The following is a 15,796-nucleotide window of genomic DNA, read 5'->3' as shown; positions in this document are numbered from 1 at the left end:
TGAACCGATGAGCCACACCGAGGACTTGAGTAGCAGGTTATGCAGACCCCTCCGCCGACCACCCCGCGCACCGAGCCGACCGACGCCGACGTCGAGGCCTTCCAGCAGCAGCTCGGGCGCCCGCCGCGTGGGCTGCGCGCGATCGCGCACCGCTGCCCGTGCGGGCAGCCGGACGTCGTCGAGACGGCGCCGCGCCTGCCGGACGGAACGCCCTTCCCCACGACGTACTACCTGACGTGCCCGCGCGCGGCCTCCGCGATCGGCACGCTGGAGGCGAACGGCGTGATGAAGGAGATGACGCAGCGGTTGGCGACGGACCCCGAGCTGGCCGCCGCGTACCGGGCCGCGCACGAGGACTACATCGCCCGCCGGGACGAGATCGAGGTCCTGGAGGGCTTCCCGAGCGCGGGTGGCATGCCGGACCGCGTGAAGTGCCTGCACGTCCTCGTCGGGCACTCGCTGGCCGCCGGTCCCGGCGTCAACCCGCTGGGCGACGAGGCGATCGCGATGCTGCCGGAGTGGTGGGCGAAGGGCCCGTGCGTGGTGTCCGCGACCGAGCCCGCGAAGGAGGACGACCAGTGACCCGGGTCGCCGCCGTCGACTGCGGTACGAACTCCATCCGGCTCCTCGTCGCCGACGCCGACCCGGCCACCGGCGAACTCGTCGAGCTGGACCGTCGCATGACCATCGTCCGGCTCGGCCAGGGCGTCGACCGTACGGGCCGGCTGGCCCCCGAGGCGCTGGAGCGGACCTTCGCGGCCTGCCGGGAGTACGCGGCGGCCATCAAGGAACTCGGCGCCGAGCGGGTCCGCTTCGTGGCCACCTCCGCCTCCCGTGACGCCGAGAACCGGGACGAGTTCGTCCGCGGGGTGTTCGACATCCTCGGTGTCGAGCCCGAGGTGATCTCCGGTGACCAGGAGGCCGAGTTCTCCTTCACCGGAGCGACCAAGGAGCTGAAGGGGCGTGCCGACCTCGCCAGGCCGTACCTGGTCGTGGACATCGGCGGCGGCTCCACCGAGTTCGTCGTCGGCGACGACCACGTGCGCGGCGCCCGCTCCGTGGACATCGGCTGCGTACGGCTGACCGAGCGGCACCTCGTCCGGGACGGGGTCGTGTCCGATCCGCCGCGGCCGGAGCAGATCGCCGCGATCCGCGCCGACATCGAAGCCGCGCTGGACCTCGCCGAGCGGGACGTCCCCCTGCGGGAGGCGCACACCCTGGTCGGGCTCGCCGGTTCGGTGACCACCCTGTCCGCGATCGCCCAGGATCTGCCCGCGTACGACTCGGTGGCCATCCACCACTCCCGGGTCTCCTGCGACCGCGTCCGGGAGATCACCGAGTGGCTGGTGCGGTCGACGCACGCCGAGCGGGGGGCGGTGCCGTCGATGCACCCCGGGCGCGTGGACGTGATCGCGGCGGGCGCCCTCGTCCTCGTCTCGATCATGGAACGGATCGGCGCGGCGGAGGTCGTGGTGAGCGAACACGACATTCTGGATGGAATCGCCTGGTCCGTGGCTTGAGCGAGGCGTGGGATTCCGGGTGGGTTCCGGGGCTCTCCCCGTCGCCCGGCGGCGCTTGTGAGCGAGTGTTTACTACTCGCCGGTAGTCTCGCTTGAGCTGTTCGGATAACGTATGAGCGCACCCGAGGGGTGTCTCGGCACCCCTCGCCGAACAGCCGTCGAGAAACTTCGTGAAGTTCTTCACAAGAGAATCAGCCCTGTTGAGCGATGTTTTGAGGCTCCGCAGAGCCTTCGAGGGCTCCGGGGGGTCAACGGGGCTTCCCCGAAGGGTCTTCCCGGGGGTCTCGTCCGTGTGAAACCAGAGGGTGGTTCAGAGGGTTCGCGGGCCCGGAACGGCAGTTCACGCGGCCTTGACATCGGTCATTCACGCAGGTCGGTTCCCCTGGTCCACCATGACCTGCGACATGAGGGCCGCGCAGTGTAGCAGAGGGTGTGAAGAAGCTTGTGAAGGGGCGCACGAGCGACCCCCGGATGGCGGGTACATACTCGATGGCATGAGCACCACGGAGCGTCCCAGGATCCTCGTAGTAGGCGGTGGGTACGTAGGCCTGTACGCAGCTCGGCGCATCCTCAAGAAGATGCGCTACGGCGAGGCGACCGTCACGGTCGTCGACCCCCGGTCGTACATGACCTACCAGCCCTTCCTCCCCGAAGCCGCCGCCGGCAGCATCTCCCCCCGGCACGTCGTCGTCCCGCTGCGACGCGTGCTGCCGAAGGCGGAGGTCCTCACCGGTCGGGTCACCACCATCGACCAGGACCGCAAGGTCGCCACGATCGCCCCGCTGGTCGGCGAGGCGTACGAGCTGCCCTTCGACTACCTGGTGATCGCGCTCGGCGCGGTCTCCCGCACCTTCCCGATCCCCGGCCTGGCCGAACAGGGCATCGGTATGAAGGGCATCGAGGAGGCCATCGGCCTGCGCAACCACGTCCTCGAGCAGCTCGACAAGGCCGACTCCACGACCGACGAGGACGTCCGCCGCAAGGCGTTGACCTTCGTCTTCGTGGGCGGTGGCTTCGCCGGCGCGGAGACCATCGGCGAGGTCGAGGACATGGCCCGCGACGCCGCGAAATACTACAAGAACGTGTCCCGCGAGGACATGCGCTTCGTGCTCGTCGACGCCGCCGACAAGATCCTCCCCGAGGTCGGCCCGAAGCTCGGCAGTTACGGCAAGGAGCACCTGGAGGGCCGTGGGGTCGAGGTCTACCTCAACACCTCCATGGACTCCTGCGTCGACGGCCACGTGGTGCTGAAGAACGGACTCGAGGTCGACTCCAACACGATCGTCTGGACCGCCGGCGTCAAGCCGAACCCGGTCCTCTCGCGCTACGGCCTGCCGCTCGGCCCCCGCGGTCACGTGGACGCCCAGCCGACCCTCCAGGTCACCGGCACCGACTACATCTGGACCGCGGGCGACAACGCCCAGGTCCCGGACGTCGCCGCCCGCAAGGCCGGTGTCGAGAACGCCTGGTGCCCGCCGAACGCGCAGCACGCGCTGCGTCAGGCGAAGGTCCTCGGCGACAACGTGGTCTCCGGTATGCGGGGCTTCCCGCAGAAGGAGTACGCGCACTCCAACAAGGGTGCGGTGGCGGGCCTCGGCCTCCACAAGGGTGTCGCGATGATCGTCATGGGCAAGATGAAGATCAAGCTCAAGGGCCGTCTCGCCTGGTACATGCACCGTGGCTACCACGGCCTCGCGATGCCGACCTGGAACCGCAAGATCCGCGTCTTCGCAGACTGGACCCTCGCGATGTTCCTCAAGCGCGAGGTCGTCTCCCTGGGCGCCATCGAGACTCCCCGCGAGGAGTTCTACGAGGCGGCCAAGCCGGCGCCGGTCTCCGCGGCCCCGGCCAAGACCGAGGAGAAGGCCAAGGCCTCCTGACCCTCCCGGTCCCCCTTTCGACCGACCCGAAGGACCTCCCGCCATCCGTGGTGCGGGAGGTCCTTCGGCGTTCGCGGGAGAGCTCGGGGGTCCGGTGCGTCGGCGGGTGCGGGTGGGTGGGTGCCTGTCACGCGGGTTCCCGCGCCCCTGAGAAGCAGGGGATGCGCCCGTGCGTTTCGGCCCGCAGGGCCGTCGTCCTCGGGAGCGCGGACAACCCCCGCCCACCCGCACCCGAACAACACACCTCACCAGGGACTACAGCGAAGCCCCGCCCGTGTTTACCGTGGCACTGGACATTCCGGGATCTCTTGTCACGGAGGTGTGCGCCATGCAGGACGCCGCGTCGCGGCTGAAGACCCTGTTCGAGCAGGTGTCCGGGGTTCCGCTCCCGGTCCGGCTGCGGGCCTGGGACGGATCGACGGCAGGCCCGCCGGAGGCCCCCGTGGTCGTGGTACGGAACCGCAGGGCCCTGCGCCGGCTGCTGTGGAAGCCGGGCGAACTGGGCCTGGCCCGCGCCTGGGTCGCCGGTGACCTCGGCGTCGACGGGGACCTGTACGCCGTACTGGACCTGGTGGCCGGACATGTGTGGGAGCGGGACGAGGACGCCCGGAGCCTCACCGAAGCCCTGCGCGACCCGGAGTTCCGGGCGGCCGTCAAGGGCCTGCTGAAGCTGGCCGGCCCCGCCGTCCTCCTGCCGCCCGAACCGCCCCGCGAGGAGGTCCGCGCCCGCCACCGGCACACCAGGAGCACCGACAGACGAGCCGTCAGCCACCACTACGACGTGGGCAACGACTTCTACGAGATCGTCCTCGGCCGGTCGATGGTGTACTCCTGCGCGTACTGGGCGGCCTCCGACGGCACCACCACCCTCGAAGCCGCCCAGCACGACAAGCTCGACCTCATCTGCCGCAAACTCGGCCTGACCCCGGGCACACGGCTCCTCGACGTCGGCTGCGGCTGGGGCTCCATGGCCGTGCACGCGGCCCGCGAGTACGGCGTGCACGTCATCGGCGTCACCCTCTCCCAGGAGCAGGCCGCGTACGCCCGTAAACGCGTCGCCGACGAGGGCCTGACCGACCGGGTCGAGATCCGAGTGCAGGACTACCGCGACGTCACCGACGGGCCCTACGACGCGATCTCGTCCGTCGGCATGGCCGAACACGTCGGCGCCGACAGGTACCTGGCGTACGCCGAGGACCTGTACCGGCTTCTCGCCCCCGGCGGACGGCTGCTCAACCACCAGATCTCACGGCGGCCGCAGCGCGACGAGAGCACCTACTCCGTCGACGGCTTCATCGACGCCTACGTCTTCCCGGACGGCGAACTCGCCCCCGTCGGCACCACCGTCGGCCGACTCGAACGAGCCGGGTTCGAGGTCCGTGACGTGGAATCCCTCCGCGAGCACTACGCCCTCACCCTGCGCGCCTGGGTCACCAACCTCGAAGCCCGCTGGGCGCAGGCGACCGCCCTCGTCGGCCCCGGCCGCGCCCGCGTCTGGCGCCTCTACATGGCCGCCTCCGCCCTCGGCTTCGAACGCAACCGCCTCGGCGTCAACCAGGTGTTGGCCGTACGGCCCCCGGAAGGGGGTGCGTCGGGGCTCCCGCTCAGGGCCCGGACCTGGGGGGCCTGACGTCCGTACGAGGGCGTCAGCGGCCATGTACGGCGCGCGAGCGGGCCCCCGTTCCGCACCGGAACGGGGGCCCACTCGCGCTGCCGTCATGTCTCCCGCGCGGCTACTCCGACTTGATCGCCGACAGCATGTTGAGCTTCGCCGCGCGGCGGGCCGGCCACAGCGCGGCCAGGATGCCGACCGTAGCGGCGAGGAGGAGGAACAGGGCCATCCGGGCCCAGGGGAGGACCAGTTCGTACGTCGGCATCGAGCTGGCGATGAGTTCGCCGGCGGCCCAGCCGAAGAAGACGCCGAGGCCGATGCCGAGGACACCGCCGAAGAGGGAGATGACGAGGGACTCCAGACGGACCATCCGCTTGATGCCCCGTCGGTCGAGACCGATCGCGCGGAGCATGCCGATCTCCTGGGAACGCTCGAAGACCGACATGGCGAGGGTGTTGATGACCCCGAGGACGGCGACGATCACGGCCATGGCCAGCAGGCCGTACAGCATGTTCAGCATCAGCGTGAACATCTTCGCGATGTCGTCGGAGAGGTCCTGCCCGCTCTGGACCTTGATCGCCGGGTTCTCGCCGAGGGCCTTCTCCAGCCGGTCCTTGGTGGTGTCGGAGGCACCGGCCGAGGTCTTGACCATGACCATCATGTCGGCCGGGTCGGCGGATGCCGGCAGACGCCCGGTCAGCGTCGCGTTGTCCAGGAGGATGCCCCGGATCAGTTCGTTGCTCTCGTAGACCCCGGCGACCGTCAGCTTCTGCTTCTCGCCGCCCTGGAAGCCCGCGGTGAACTCCGAACCGGCCTTCCAGCCGCGCCGCTCGGCGGTGTCCGCGTCCACGACCACGTCCGCGCCGCCCACCTTGAACGTCCCGTCGTCGACGGGGAGGTCGGTGAGCTTGCCGATGTCCGAGCCGTTGACCCCGGTGAGGTACTCGGTCTCGCCCCCGATGCGGGACTCCGCGTTGCGCAGCGACGAGGAGGCCGTGACGCCCTCGGTGGCGGAGAGCTCCTTCTCCACTTCGGGGGAGAGGAAGCTGCCGTTGGCCATCGAGACGACGTAGTCCGCCTTGATCGCGTCGGCGGCCATCCTGGCGATGGACTGCTGCAGGCTGCCCGCCATCACCGTCATACCGGTGATCAGCGTCAGGCCGATCATCAGCGCCGAGGCGGTCGCGGCGGTGCGGCGCGGATTGCGCACGGAGTTCTGCCGGGCGAGCTTGCCGGAGATACCGAAGACCCGCATGAGGGGCGCCCCGGCCGCGATCAGGGGGCGGGAGAGGAGGGGCGTGAGGACGAACACACCGATGATCAGGAGAACCGCGCCGACGCCCATCGGAGCCTGACCGTCCGAGCCGTCCATGGTGGTGGCGTACAGGACGGTGGCCACGCCCGCGCCCGCGAGCAGCGCGCCGATCGTGTTCCGCACGACGAGCGACTTGGTCGTGGCCTGTGCGTGGACGCTGCTCATCGCGGCGACCGGCGGAATCTTCGCCGCGCGGCGGCCCGGCAGCCAGGCGGCCGTCATCGTGATCAGCACGCCCACGAGCAGGGCGGTGGCGACCGTGCCGGGGGAGACCACCAGCGGGCCGTCCGGGACGGTCTCGCCGAGGGAGCCGATCAGGGCCCGCATCCCCGCTCCGATGCCGACACCGGCGGCGAGACCGGTGACCGCGGCGACCGTGCCCACCACGAACGCCTCGATCAGCACGGACCGCGTCACCTGGCGGCGGGAGGCGCCCACCGCCCGCAGCAGCGCCAGCTCCTTGGTGCGCTGGGCGACGAGCATCGTGAAGGTGTTGGCGATGATGAACGTGCCCACGAACAGGGCGATCCCGGCGAAGACCAGCAGCGCGTTCTTCAGGCCGCTCATGTCGGCGGCGATCTGTGTGGCCTGGTCGTCGGCGAGCTGCTTGCCCGTGGTGGTGTAGGCGGAGTCCTCGGGGAGCATCTTGTCGATGGCCGCCTTGAGCTGGGCCTGGCTGGTGCCGGCCGCCGCCGTCACGGCGATCTCGTCGTACTCGCCCTTCATGTGGAAGAGCTTCTGCGCGGTCGCCGTGTCGAACAGGGCGAGGCTGCCGCCGGCCGCGACATTGCCGTCGTCCGTCGTGAAGATCCCGGTGACGGTGGGCTTCAGGACCGGCCCGTCGACGGACAGGCGGATCGTGTCGCCCACCTCGTACCCGGCGCGCTTCGCGGTCTGCGAGTCGATGGCGACCTCGTTCCCGCCCTTGGGCGCGCGGCCGCCGTCCCGGATCGGATACCGGGGGTCGTCCGTCCCCCAGAGGTTCCCGCCCTGCGACTGGAAGCCGCCGCCGATCAGCTTGCCGTCCTTGTCGGCGAGGGCGGTGAACCCGCTCACCACACCGATCGCCGACTCGGCGCCGGGCGCCCGCTCGACCTTCTTCAGCAGCTCCGGCGTCAGCTTCGGTTGCTCCGCGAGGCTGTCGCCCTCGTCCGGGCGGTACCCCGCCCCGATCGAGACGTCCACGTGGTCGAAGCCTTTGGCCGAACTCTTCTGGAGCGCTTCCGAGATGGTGTTCGTGAAGACCAGCGTGCCCGACACGAAGGCGACGCCGAGCATCACCGCAAGCACGGTCATGAGAAGCCTGGCCTTGTGCGAGAGCACGTTGCGCAGGGCGGTACGGAACATGAGTGGGGTCCCTGTCAGGGGTCGGAGGGGTGGCGGTGGTGGCTGGTGGTGGGGCGCCGGGCGCTGTCTGCCGGGCCGATTCCCCGAACCCCCCTAGCTCGTACGGCCCTTGGTGTCGAACCTCTTCATGCGGTCCAGGACGGAGTCCGCCGTCGGCTCGTGGATCTCGTCCACGAGGCGTCCGTCGGCGAGGAAGACGACCCGGTCCGCGTACGCCGCGGCCACCGGGTCGTGCGTCACCATCACCACGGTCTGCCCCAACTCCCGTACGGAGTTGCGCAGGAAGCCCAGCACCTCGGCGCCGGCCCGGGAGTCGAGGTTTCCGGTCGGCTCGTCACCGAAGATGATGTCCGGCCGGGAGGCGAGCGCCCGCGCCACGGCCACGCGCTGCTGCTGGCCGCCGGAGAGCTGGGCGGGCCGGTGACTCAACCGGTCGGCGAGGCCCACCATCCGGATCACGGTGTCCAGCCACTGCTTGTCCGGCTTGCGGCCCGCGATGTCCATCGGGAGGGTGATGTTCTCCAGTGCCGTGAGCGTCGGCAGCAGGTTGAACGCCTGGAAGATGAAGCCGATCTTGTCCCGGCGGAGCTTGGTGAGCTGCTTGTCCTTCAGCGAGCCCAGCTCGGTCTCGCCGATCCGGACGGAGCCGGCCGAGAAGGTGTCCAGTCCCGCCACGCAGTGCATGAGCGTGGACTTGCCGGAACCCGAGGGGCCCATGATCGCGGTGAACTGGGCCTGCCGGAAGTCGATGGAGACCTGGTCCAGCGCGACCACCCGGGTCTCGCCCTGTCCGTAGACCTTCGACAGTTCCGTGGCGCGGGCGGCCACGGTGGTGGCCCGGTCGGCGAGAGGAGTGGTGGTCACGGGTGGGAACTCCTTGCGGGGCGACGGCGATTGGGGTGTTCGGGAAACGGCAGGGGCGCGCCGGGGCGTACCGCGGCGTGCCGCGGGCAGGCCGGTGGCCGTTCGTTTCGTGGAGGTCTCCATCGTCCCGACCGAGGGGCGCCGTGTAGTCAGCCGTTGTCCTGGTTCCGGGGGCAGACTTCTGACGGACGGAAGGGCGGCGCGTCATACCTGGGGATGACGGCGGGCTCCGACCGGGGGTGCGGGCCGCCATGACCGACGCGCCGGGCCGCCATGACCGACGCGAGTCGGCGCGTCACCGCGTGTGTTCTCGGCGGAGCGCTCGTTCGGGCGGTGAAATTCCGTCATTCCGCATACGCCCGGTCGTGCCGTCCACAAGGCTGTTGGCAAGTGCGGATGGCGTGTTCCGTGGGCTGATGCACCCTCAGACGTCAATAAAATAAGACAACATCGGTCCGCTCGCCGACTGTTCGGGGGAAGCGTCCCGATAGGCGCGGAAGCTCAGCGCGGAGCCCATGGCCTGCCCGGATGGTGGAATGCAGACACGGCGAGCTTAAACCTCGCTGCCCCTCGCGGGCGTACCGGTTCAAGTCCGGTTCCGGGCACCTCCGACCAAACCTGAACATTTCCTCCCACACCCTCACGTACCGCCCCGGGGCGGCGTGCGCCCCGCACTCCCCGGGCGCACGCTGTCTCCATGACCCCAGGCACTCCTTCGGGTCCCCCGGGAGGTCCCTTGAGTGACTCCCGAGGGCCGCAGCGGACTTCCTCGCCCACCACGCCGCCCATCCGGTCCGTGTCGCCTTGGCGCAGCCTTCTGACTCACGGAGTCGCGGTCCTGCTCGGCCTCGCGATCGGCGGCGGGATCGCTCTCGCAGCCGGAGACGACTCGAAGGGCGGCGACACCACCCGGCCCGCGGCGACGATCACCGCGACGGAGACGGCCACGGCCATGCCCGAGGCGGCGGCGACTCCGAGCGGAACGCCTGCCGGGGCCGCGAAGAAGCCCACGGCCGACGAGATCCCCGGAGACGGCACGTTCATCGTCGGTGAGGACATCGAGCCCGGTACGTACCGGAGCGACGGACCGCAGGGCGGGGTTGTCACCCACTGCTCCTGGCAGCGGCTGAGCGGCACCGGGCGGGACGCGGAGGACATCATCGCCGCCAATGGCGGCTCGGGGCAGGACACCGTCACCGTCGAAGAGGGTGACAGGGCCTTCGGTACCAGTGGGTGCAAGCCGTGGAAACGGGTCGGCTGACGGGGCGGGGTGGTGGTTGATCTCTGGACGATCGCGGGCTTGTACCGGGTTGGTCATGGGTTGGGGGGTGTGGGACGGGGAATCACGGAGACGCGTAGCGTGTTCGATGACAAGGCAAGGGAAAGATCCTCCCCAAGCAGTAGAGTCAATCCTTTGCCTACCTATTACTCTTGAGCCAAGGCCACGCAGGGTGGCCATGGAGGAGTGAAATGAGGAGCAGCAACCCGGTCTTCTCGCGACGGGGGTTCAGCCGCGACAACGGCCACGCGGGCTTCAACACCGCGCCGCAGGCCGGGGGAGCAGCTGTCGGCACCCAGGGCAGCCCCTACGCCCAGCAGGCCGGCAACCCGTACGCGACGAACCCGTACGCCCAGCAGGACGTACAGCACGGTGTCCCGCCGCAGGCCCCGGCCCGCACGGGCGCCATGACCATGGACGACGTCGTCATGCGCTCGGCCATGACGCTCGGCACGGTCGTCGTCGGCGCGATCCTCGCCTGGGCCCTCCTGCCGGTGTCGCCCACGAGCTACGGCCTGGCCATCGGTGCCGCGCTCATCGCGTTCGTCCTGGCGATGGTGCAGTCCTTCAAGCGCAAGGCCTCGCCCGCGCTGATCCTGACGTACGCAGCCTTCGAGGGTGTCTTCCTCGGCGTGCTCAGCGAGATGTTCAACTCGCAGTGGAGCGGCGCGCCCTTCCAGGCGGTGCTCGGCACCATGGCTGTCTCCGGTGCCACCCTCCTGGTCTACAAGGCGGGCTGGATCCGGGTCACCGCGCGGTACGCCCGCATCGGTATGACCATCGCGATCGCCTTCATCCTCGTCATGGCGGTCAACCTGCTCCTCGTCGTCTTCGGGCTCGCCCCGGACGGCGGACTGCGCAGCATGGGCCCGCTCGGCGCGATCGTCGGGATCCTCGCGATCCTCCTCGGCGCGTTCTTCCTGACCCTCGACTTCAAGCAGATCGAGGACGGCATCGCCTACGGCGCCCCGCGCGACGAGGCATGGCTGGCCGCGTTCGGCCTGACCATGACCCTCGTGTGGATCTACGTCGAGATGCTCCGTCTGGTCGCCATCTTCAGCGGCGACGACTAGGAACACGGGGCTGACCCCGTACCGCTGTGAAGGGCCCCCGAACCGTGAGGTTCGGGGGCCCTTCGTAGGTTCTCGGCGGCTTCAGCGGAGCTTCCGCGCGGCCCTCCTCAGGTCGTACTCGTGAATGATCGCTTTGGCGTGGCCGTACGCGAGGTCGTACTCGTGCCGGAGCCAGCTGACCTTCTCCTCGAAATTGAAGAGAGCGGGGCCTTCGTCGACTTTGCGGATCCAGTCGGAGACTTCACGACCGGTGCAATGGGGGATGCGGGCGAGCAGGTTGCGATGGGTCTCCTCAGAGAAGACTTGGGACATCGGCGCCTCCGGACGAAAGGGAATGTAAGCCGGTCCTTCAGGTCACGTTGCCTGAGTGGCGGCCTGTTGGCAACAGTCCGGTCGGGGCGCGTACTCTCGCGGCGTGCTTGATACGACGCCGCTGACCCGTGCCGTGGAACATTTCGCCGACCGGTTGCGGGCCGCACCGCAGAGCCGGCTGCAGCGGGGCGCCGCCGCGGAGGCGCTGGGGCTGGCCAGGGAGATGGCACTGCGAGCCCAGCGGTTGGAGGCACCCGAGGGGCCTCTTCGCGAGATGCCGGATGTGGGGATGTTCGCGGCGGCCGATCAGGTCATGGTCGCCGGGAACGATCTCGCGCTGGTTCTGGGTGACGAGGGGGCGCTGGCGGAGGCCGTGGGGCTGGTGGAGGAGGCTCAGCGGCGGGCCGGGGTGTGAGGTGAGCGCCTGGCGGCAGCGCCCAGGAGCCCGGAGGAGCTGGTGGGCGGGCGGCTGCGGGTGTACGGGGGCTGGTCGCGCCTTCCCGCGCCTCTGAAGGGCGCGGCCGCTCTCGGCGGCGAGAAGGCGCCCGCCGGAAGTACTGCTATGGCGTCCTGAAGCGACCCTGCGGCATCGGCATCGCCCTCACAGCGACGCGATCACCCGGTCCGCCAGGATGTAGACCATGTCGTCACCGCACTCGAACGTGAGGGCGTACGCGCCCGAGATGCCCGAGCCGCCCAGCAGGACAGGGGTGTCACCGGCCTGGAGGGCCACGGCGAGGCGTTCGGCGGTTTCGCGGTGGCCGGGGGTCATGCAGAGCGTGGTGCCGTCGGCGAAGACGTAGACGTCGAGGGTGCCGAGGGGCCCCGGTCGGACGTCGGCCAGCTCGGTGCGGGACGCGGCGAGGTCCTCCAGGCAGGCGACCGTGCGCTCGTGGTCGTTGGTGACAGGAGACTGCACCGGCACGAAATCGGGGTGCGAGGGGTGCCGACGGCGGGCCGCGGCCAGCTCGGCGGACTCCCCGACGTAGTCGTCGCCCTCGAGGCTCGGCTCGATCACCGGCTCCAGGTGCTCCAGACCCGCGAAATCGGACTGCCGGGGCAGGAACAGGTCACCGTCGGGCAGACCCAGCAGGGAGGGCGCGTCGGAGACGTCACGGGACTCCTGGGCGGCCCAGAACGCCCGCGCCTCGGCCAGCTCGCGCTCCCGCTCCTCGGCGAGCGCCTCGGCGACGGCGGCGCGTATCTCCTCCGTGTCGGCGGCCGGACGCGCCGCCGGTACCGGGGCGCGCACCCCGGTGGCCCGGCTCGCGGCCAGCTCGGTGCGCAAGGCAGCTACCTCTCGGCGCAGCCCCGTGAGGGTGCGCAGGACGGCGACGCCCACGGCGGCGGTGGCGGCCGTGGTGAGCAGCAAGGCGATCGGCATAGCGCTCACTGACGTACTCCCGGTTCAAAGTCGACCCCCGACTTCCTACATCAGCTTGAAGGGCGGACTAACCAGCTGTCAGTGCGTAACGTCACGAAACGGGCAGGAATCTGGTCCCGATGTTTGGTGGTGAAACGACTCTGACCTGCGTAAATCCCTCTCCGGAGGGAGATAGGTCACATCCTGGGGGAGATTGGATCACAAAATGGCCCGGAGTCCCCCAGGAAGGGGGACTCCGGGCCACAGCATCGCGGTGCGCATCCGAACGGTTACGGCTCCGCGCGTGTGCGGTCGCTCAGCTGAGGCGCTCGATGACCATCGCCATGCCCTGGCCGCCGCCGACGCACATCGTCTCCAGACCGAACTGCTTGTCGTGGAACTGGAGGGAATTGATGAGCGTGCCGGTGATGCGGGCGCCGGTCATACCGAAGGGGTGTCCGACGGCGATCGCGCCGCCGTTCACGTTCAGCTTGTCCAGCGGGATGTCCAGGTCGCGGTAGGAGGGGATCACCTGGGCGGCGAAGGCCTCGTTGATCTCGAACAGGTCGATGTCGTCGACGGTGAGACCGGCGCGGGACAGGGCCTGCTTCGACGCCTCCACCGGGCCGTAGCCCATGATCTCGGGGGAGAGTCCGGAGACACCCGTCGAGACGATCCGGGCGAGCGGGGTCAGACCCAGTTCGCGGGCCTTCGTGTCCGACATGATCACGAGGGCGGCGGCGCCGTCGTTGAGCGGGCAGCAGTTGCCGGCGGTGACCAGGCCGTCCTCGCGGAAGACCGGCTTCAGGCCCTGCACGGCCTCCAGGGTGACACCCGCGCGCGGGCCGTCGTCCTTGCTGACGACCGTGCCGTCGGGCAGGGTCACCGGGGTGATCTCGCGCTCCCAGAAGCCCTTCTTGATGGCTTCCTCGGCGAGGTTCTGCGAGCGGACGCCGAACTCGTCCATGTCCTCGCGGGTCACGCCCCACTGGCGGGCCAGGTTCTCGGCGGTCTGCCCCATCGCGATGTACGGGTCGGGGAGCAGGCCGTCCTCGCGCGGGTCGTGCCAGGAGGCGCCCACCGACTTGGAGACGGTTTCCGTGCGGGCCTGGGCCTCGGCGAACAGGGGGTTGCGGGCGGTGGGGATGTCGCTCGTGCCGCGCGCGGTGCTGCTGACGACCTCCACGCCCGCCGAGATGAAGACGTCGCCCTCGCCGGCCTTGATGGCGTGCAGAGCCATGCGGGACGTCTGGAGCGAGGAGGAACAGTAACGGGTGACCGTGCAGCCCGGCAGGTGGTCCATGCCCAGCTGTACGGCGACGATACGGCCCAGGTTGTGGCCCTGCTCGCCGCCGGGCAGGCCACAGCCGAGCATCAGGTCGTCGATGTCCTTCGGGTCCAGCTCCGGGACCTTCGCGAGGGCGGCCGCGACGATCGTGGCGGTCAGGTCGTCGGGGCGCAGGTCCTTCAGCGAGCCCTTGAAAGCGCGGCCGATGGGGGAGCGGGCGGCTGAGACGATCACGGCTTCGGGCATCACGGCTCCATTGGCATGCGAACGGAAAGCAGGGCTGTGGGGGAAGTTACCCGTACGTATGGGCTCGGTCACGGCTGGACGGGTGTGACTCCGACCGCACTTTTCTAAGCGCTTGCTTTTTGGTTTGGGGCGCCCAGTGGTTCGGGGCGCGCTGTGATAGGGCGGGTGCGGGTGGGTGGGGGCTTGTCGCGCAGTTCCCCGCGCCCCTGAAAGCAGGGACTGCGCCCCTTCCTTCTCGGCCGGTCGGCCCGCCGGTCTGTCGCCTTCTCGGCCGGTCGGCCCGCTGGTCTGTCGCCTTCCAGGCACACGGGCCTGTGGTCTTTCAGGTCTACCGGTCCGTCGCTTTTCAAGCCCATCGGTCCGTCGTCTTCCAGGTCCACCGGTCCGTCGTCTTCCGGGTACACGGGCCTGTGGTCTTTCAGGTCTACCGGTCCGTCGCTTTTCAAGCCCATCGGTCCGTCGTCTTTCGGGTACACCGGTCCGTCGTCTTCCAGGCCCGCAGGGCCTGGTCTTTTTTGGGGCGCGGGGAACTGCGCGAGAAGCCCCACCGGAGCCGCACTCGCCAACGCACAGGCACCCCGAGCTACTGGGCGCCCGGCTGTGCCTCCGCCGCGGCGTTCGGGGCCGGGTCCGACACGGGCACCCGCCGCCTGCGCCGCCGCTTGAGCAGGGCCCAGGGCCCACGCGGCCCCGTAGGCATCGCGGCCGTCACCTCGGTGCCGGCCTCGGACGCGGCCTCGGCGGCCGCACGGGCCACCGGCAGGAAACCCTCGCGGCGGCTGACATCCGGCCGCTCCTCCTCCGGCCAGAGGCCGAGCGCAGCGCAGACCGTCGGCAGGAGCGCCATCGCCGCGGTCGCGTATCCCTCCGCGGAGGGGTGGTAGTTGTCAGGGCCGAACAGCTCGCGGGGGTTCTGTTCGAACTCGGGGCCGAGGAGGTCGCCCAGCGACACGGTGCGGCCGCCCTGTTCGACGGTTCCGATCGTCTGGGCGGCCGCCAGTTGACGGGAGGCGCGGCGGGCGAGCCAGCGCAACGGTTGCTGCACCAGCTCGATGGTGCCGAGGTCGGGGCAGGTGCCCACCACCACCTCGGCCCCTGCGGTCCGCAGCCGCCGCACGGCCGCCGAGAGGTGACGGACCGAGCGGGTCGGGGGCATCCGGTGCGTCACGTCGTTCGCCCCGATCATGATCACGCACACGTCGGGGACCTGGTCCGGATCCTCCAGGACCAGCGCGACCTGCCGGTCGAGGTCGTCCGACTGGGCGCCCGGCAGCGCGACGTTGCGCAGCAGCACCGGGCGCTCCGCGACGGCCGCCAGCCCCGAGGCGATCAGCGCGCCCGGGGTCTGCCGGGACCGGTGGACGCCCTGGCCGGCGGCGGTGGAGTCGCCGAGCATGATGAGGCGGAGCGGGGGATCGTCAGGGGCGTCGTACGAACTGCCGTACGAGCCGTAGCCGTACGCGCGGCCGTACCGGCTGCCGTGCGTGTGACCGTACACACCCTCCGCGCTCGGCGGGTGCGGGCTGTGCCCGTTGCCCACGACCCGCTTGGCCATCCGTACCTCGGCCAGCAGCACACCCACGGCAGCGGCGCCCAGCAGCCCGATGCCGCCCCCGCCGTACGCCGCGCCCGCCGCGATGCGGCGGGCCACCCGTGCTCTCGACATGCTCGTCATACGTCGCCGCCACCTCCTCGTT

The 15,796-nt window shown here is 70.2% G+C and carries 13 protein-coding genes and 1 tRNA gene; 8 read left to right on the top strand and 6 right to left on the bottom strand.

The window, feature by feature from the left end; genetic code table 11:
* Nucleotides 1–39 precede the first annotated feature (39 nt).
* The 4 genes from OG858_RS18385 (at nucleotide 40) to OG858_RS18370 (ending at nucleotide 5,030) form a co-directional block, all read left to right on the top strand.
* Entirely contained in the window at nucleotides 40–582 is a 543-nt protein-coding gene (locus tag OG858_RS18385; RefSeq protein WP_060891383.1) for a DUF501 domain-containing protein, read from the top strand.
* Complete coding sequence (locus OG858_RS18380) at nucleotides 579–1,520, top strand: Ppx/GppA phosphatase family protein (RefSeq protein WP_319321381.1); 942 nt, start codon at nucleotides 579–581, stop codon at nucleotides 1,518–1,520. Before OG858_RS18385 ends, OG858_RS18380 begins: the two co-directional genes overlap by 4 nt.
* Before the next feature lie 494 nt (nucleotides 1,521–2,014).
* Complete coding sequence (locus tag OG858_RS18375) at nucleotides 2,015–3,400, top strand: NAD(P)/FAD-dependent oxidoreductase (RefSeq protein WP_328544714.1); 1,386 nt, start codon at nucleotides 2,015–2,017, stop codon at nucleotides 3,398–3,400.
* Between the two features lie 328 nt (nucleotides 3,401–3,728).
* Nucleotides 3,729–5,030, top strand: coding sequence for a cyclopropane-fatty-acyl-phospholipid synthase family protein (locus OG858_RS18370; protein ID WP_328544715.1), 1,302 nt, complete (start codon nucleotides 3,729–3,731; stop codon nucleotides 5,028–5,030).
* Nucleotides 5,031–5,133: 103 nt separating this feature from the next.
* Here OG858_RS18370 and OG858_RS18365 read toward each other — a convergent pair whose 3' ends face one another.
* Entirely contained in the window at nucleotides 5,134–7,674 is a 2,541-nt protein-coding gene (locus tag OG858_RS18365) for an ABC transporter permease (protein ID WP_086750738.1), read from the bottom strand.
* Between the two features lie 93 nt (nucleotides 7,675–7,767).
* The gene (locus OG858_RS18360; RefSeq protein ID WP_037692942.1) at nucleotides 7,768–8,538 is read right to left on the bottom strand and encodes an ABC transporter ATP-binding protein; all 771 of its coding nucleotides are present in this window, start codon (nucleotides 8,536–8,538) and stop codon (nucleotides 7,768–7,770) included.
* Between the two features lie 522 nt (nucleotides 8,539–9,060).
* Between OG858_RS18360 and OG858_RS18355 the strand changes: the two genes are divergently transcribed.
* The 3 genes from OG858_RS18355 (at nucleotide 9,061) to OG858_RS18345 (ending at nucleotide 10,890) form a co-directional block, all read left to right on the top strand.
* Nucleotides 9,061–9,143, top strand: a tRNA-Leu gene (locus tag OG858_RS18355).
* Between the two features lie 131 nt (nucleotides 9,144–9,274).
* Nucleotides 9,275–9,799 carry a hypothetical protein gene (locus OG858_RS18350; protein WP_143677518.1) on the top strand — a complete coding sequence of 175 codons (525 nt, stop codon included), beginning with the start codon at nucleotides 9,275–9,277 and terminating at the stop codon, nucleotides 9,797–9,799.
* A gap of 209 nt (nucleotides 9,800–10,008) precedes the next feature.
* Nucleotides 10,009–10,890 carry a Bax inhibitor-1/YccA family protein gene (locus OG858_RS18345; protein ID WP_086753213.1) on the top strand — a complete coding sequence of 294 codons (882 nt, stop codon included), beginning with the start codon at nucleotides 10,009–10,011 and terminating at the stop codon, nucleotides 10,888–10,890.
* An 81-nt stretch (nucleotides 10,891–10,971) separates the two neighbouring features.
* Here OG858_RS18345 and OG858_RS18340 read toward each other — a convergent pair whose 3' ends face one another.
* Nucleotides 10,972–11,202: a DUF4287 domain-containing protein gene (locus OG858_RS18340; protein WP_033524870.1), complete on the bottom strand. Its 231-nt coding sequence runs from the start codon at nucleotides 11,200–11,202 to the stop codon at nucleotides 10,972–10,974.
* Between the two features lie 103 nt (nucleotides 11,203–11,305).
* Between OG858_RS18340 and OG858_RS18335 the strand changes: the two genes are divergently transcribed.
* Nucleotides 11,306–11,617 carry a hypothetical protein gene (locus tag OG858_RS18335; protein WP_179201418.1) on the top strand — a complete coding sequence of 104 codons (312 nt, stop codon included), beginning with the start codon at nucleotides 11,306–11,308 and terminating at the stop codon, nucleotides 11,615–11,617.
* Nucleotides 11,618–11,803: 186 nt separating this feature from the next.
* Here the strand turns inward: OG858_RS18335 and OG858_RS18330 are convergent, their stop codons facing one another.
* From OG858_RS18330 to OG858_RS18320, 3 genes are all read right to left on the bottom strand, one after another.
* Entirely contained in the window at nucleotides 11,804–12,586 is a 783-nt protein-coding gene (locus tag OG858_RS18330; protein WP_328545322.1) for a hypothetical protein, read from the bottom strand.
* 295 nt (nucleotides 12,587–12,881) lie between these two features.
* The gene (locus OG858_RS18325) at nucleotides 12,882–14,099 is read right to left on the bottom strand and encodes an acetyl-CoA C-acetyltransferase (protein WP_319067906.1); all 1,218 of its coding nucleotides are present in this window, start codon (nucleotides 14,097–14,099) and stop codon (nucleotides 12,882–12,884) included.
* 583 nt (nucleotides 14,100–14,682) lie between these two features.
* Nucleotides 14,683–15,774 carry an SGNH/GDSL hydrolase family protein gene (locus OG858_RS18320; protein ID WP_179201371.1) on the bottom strand — a complete coding sequence of 364 codons (1,092 nt, stop codon included), beginning with the start codon at nucleotides 15,772–15,774 and terminating at the stop codon, nucleotides 14,683–14,685.
* Between the last annotated feature and the right edge of the window lie 22 nt (nucleotides 15,775–15,796).

The organism is Streptomyces europaeiscabiei, from assembly GCF_036346855.1.
GTDB classification, from domain to species: domain Bacteria; phylum Actinomycetota; class Actinomycetes; order Streptomycetales; family Streptomycetaceae; genus Streptomyces; species Streptomyces europaeiscabiei.
Note: the sequence above shows the minus strand (reverse complement) of the source record. Positions and strands in the feature narration are given on the sequence as shown.

Coding starts and splice junctions, on each gene's coding strand:
- OG858_RS18385 (WP_060891383.1), top strand. CDS start 40: ATGCAGACCCCTCCGCCGACCACCCCGCGCACCGAGCCGACCGACGCC.
- OG858_RS18375 (WP_328544714.1), top strand. CDS start 2,015: ATGAGCACCACGGAGCGTCCCAGGATCCTCGTAGTAGGCGGTGGGTAC.
- OG858_RS18370 (WP_328544715.1), top strand. CDS start 3,729: ATGCAGGACGCCGCGTCGCGGCTGAAGACCCTGTTCGAGCAGGTGTCC.
- OG858_RS18365 (WP_086750738.1), bottom strand. CDS start 7,674: ATGTTCCGTACCGCCCTGCGCAACGTGCTCTCGCACAAGGCCAGGCTT.
- OG858_RS18345 (WP_086753213.1), top strand. CDS start 10,009: ATGAGGAGCAGCAACCCGGTCTTCTCGCGACGGGGGTTCAGCCGCGAC.
- OG858_RS18340 (WP_033524870.1), bottom strand. CDS start 11,202: ATGTCCCAAGTCTTCTCTGAGGAGACCCATCGCAACCTGCTCGCCCGC.
- OG858_RS18330 (WP_328545322.1), bottom strand. CDS start 12,586: ATGCCGATCGCCTTGCTGCTCACCACGGCCGCCACCGCCGCCGTGGGC.
- OG858_RS18325 (WP_319067906.1), bottom strand. CDS start 14,099: ATGCCCGAAGCCGTGATCGTCTCAGCCGCCCGCTCCCCCATCGGCCGC.
- OG858_RS18320 (WP_179201371.1), bottom strand. CDS start 15,774: ATGACGAGCATGTCGAGAGCACGGGTGGCCCGCCGCATCGCGGCGGGC.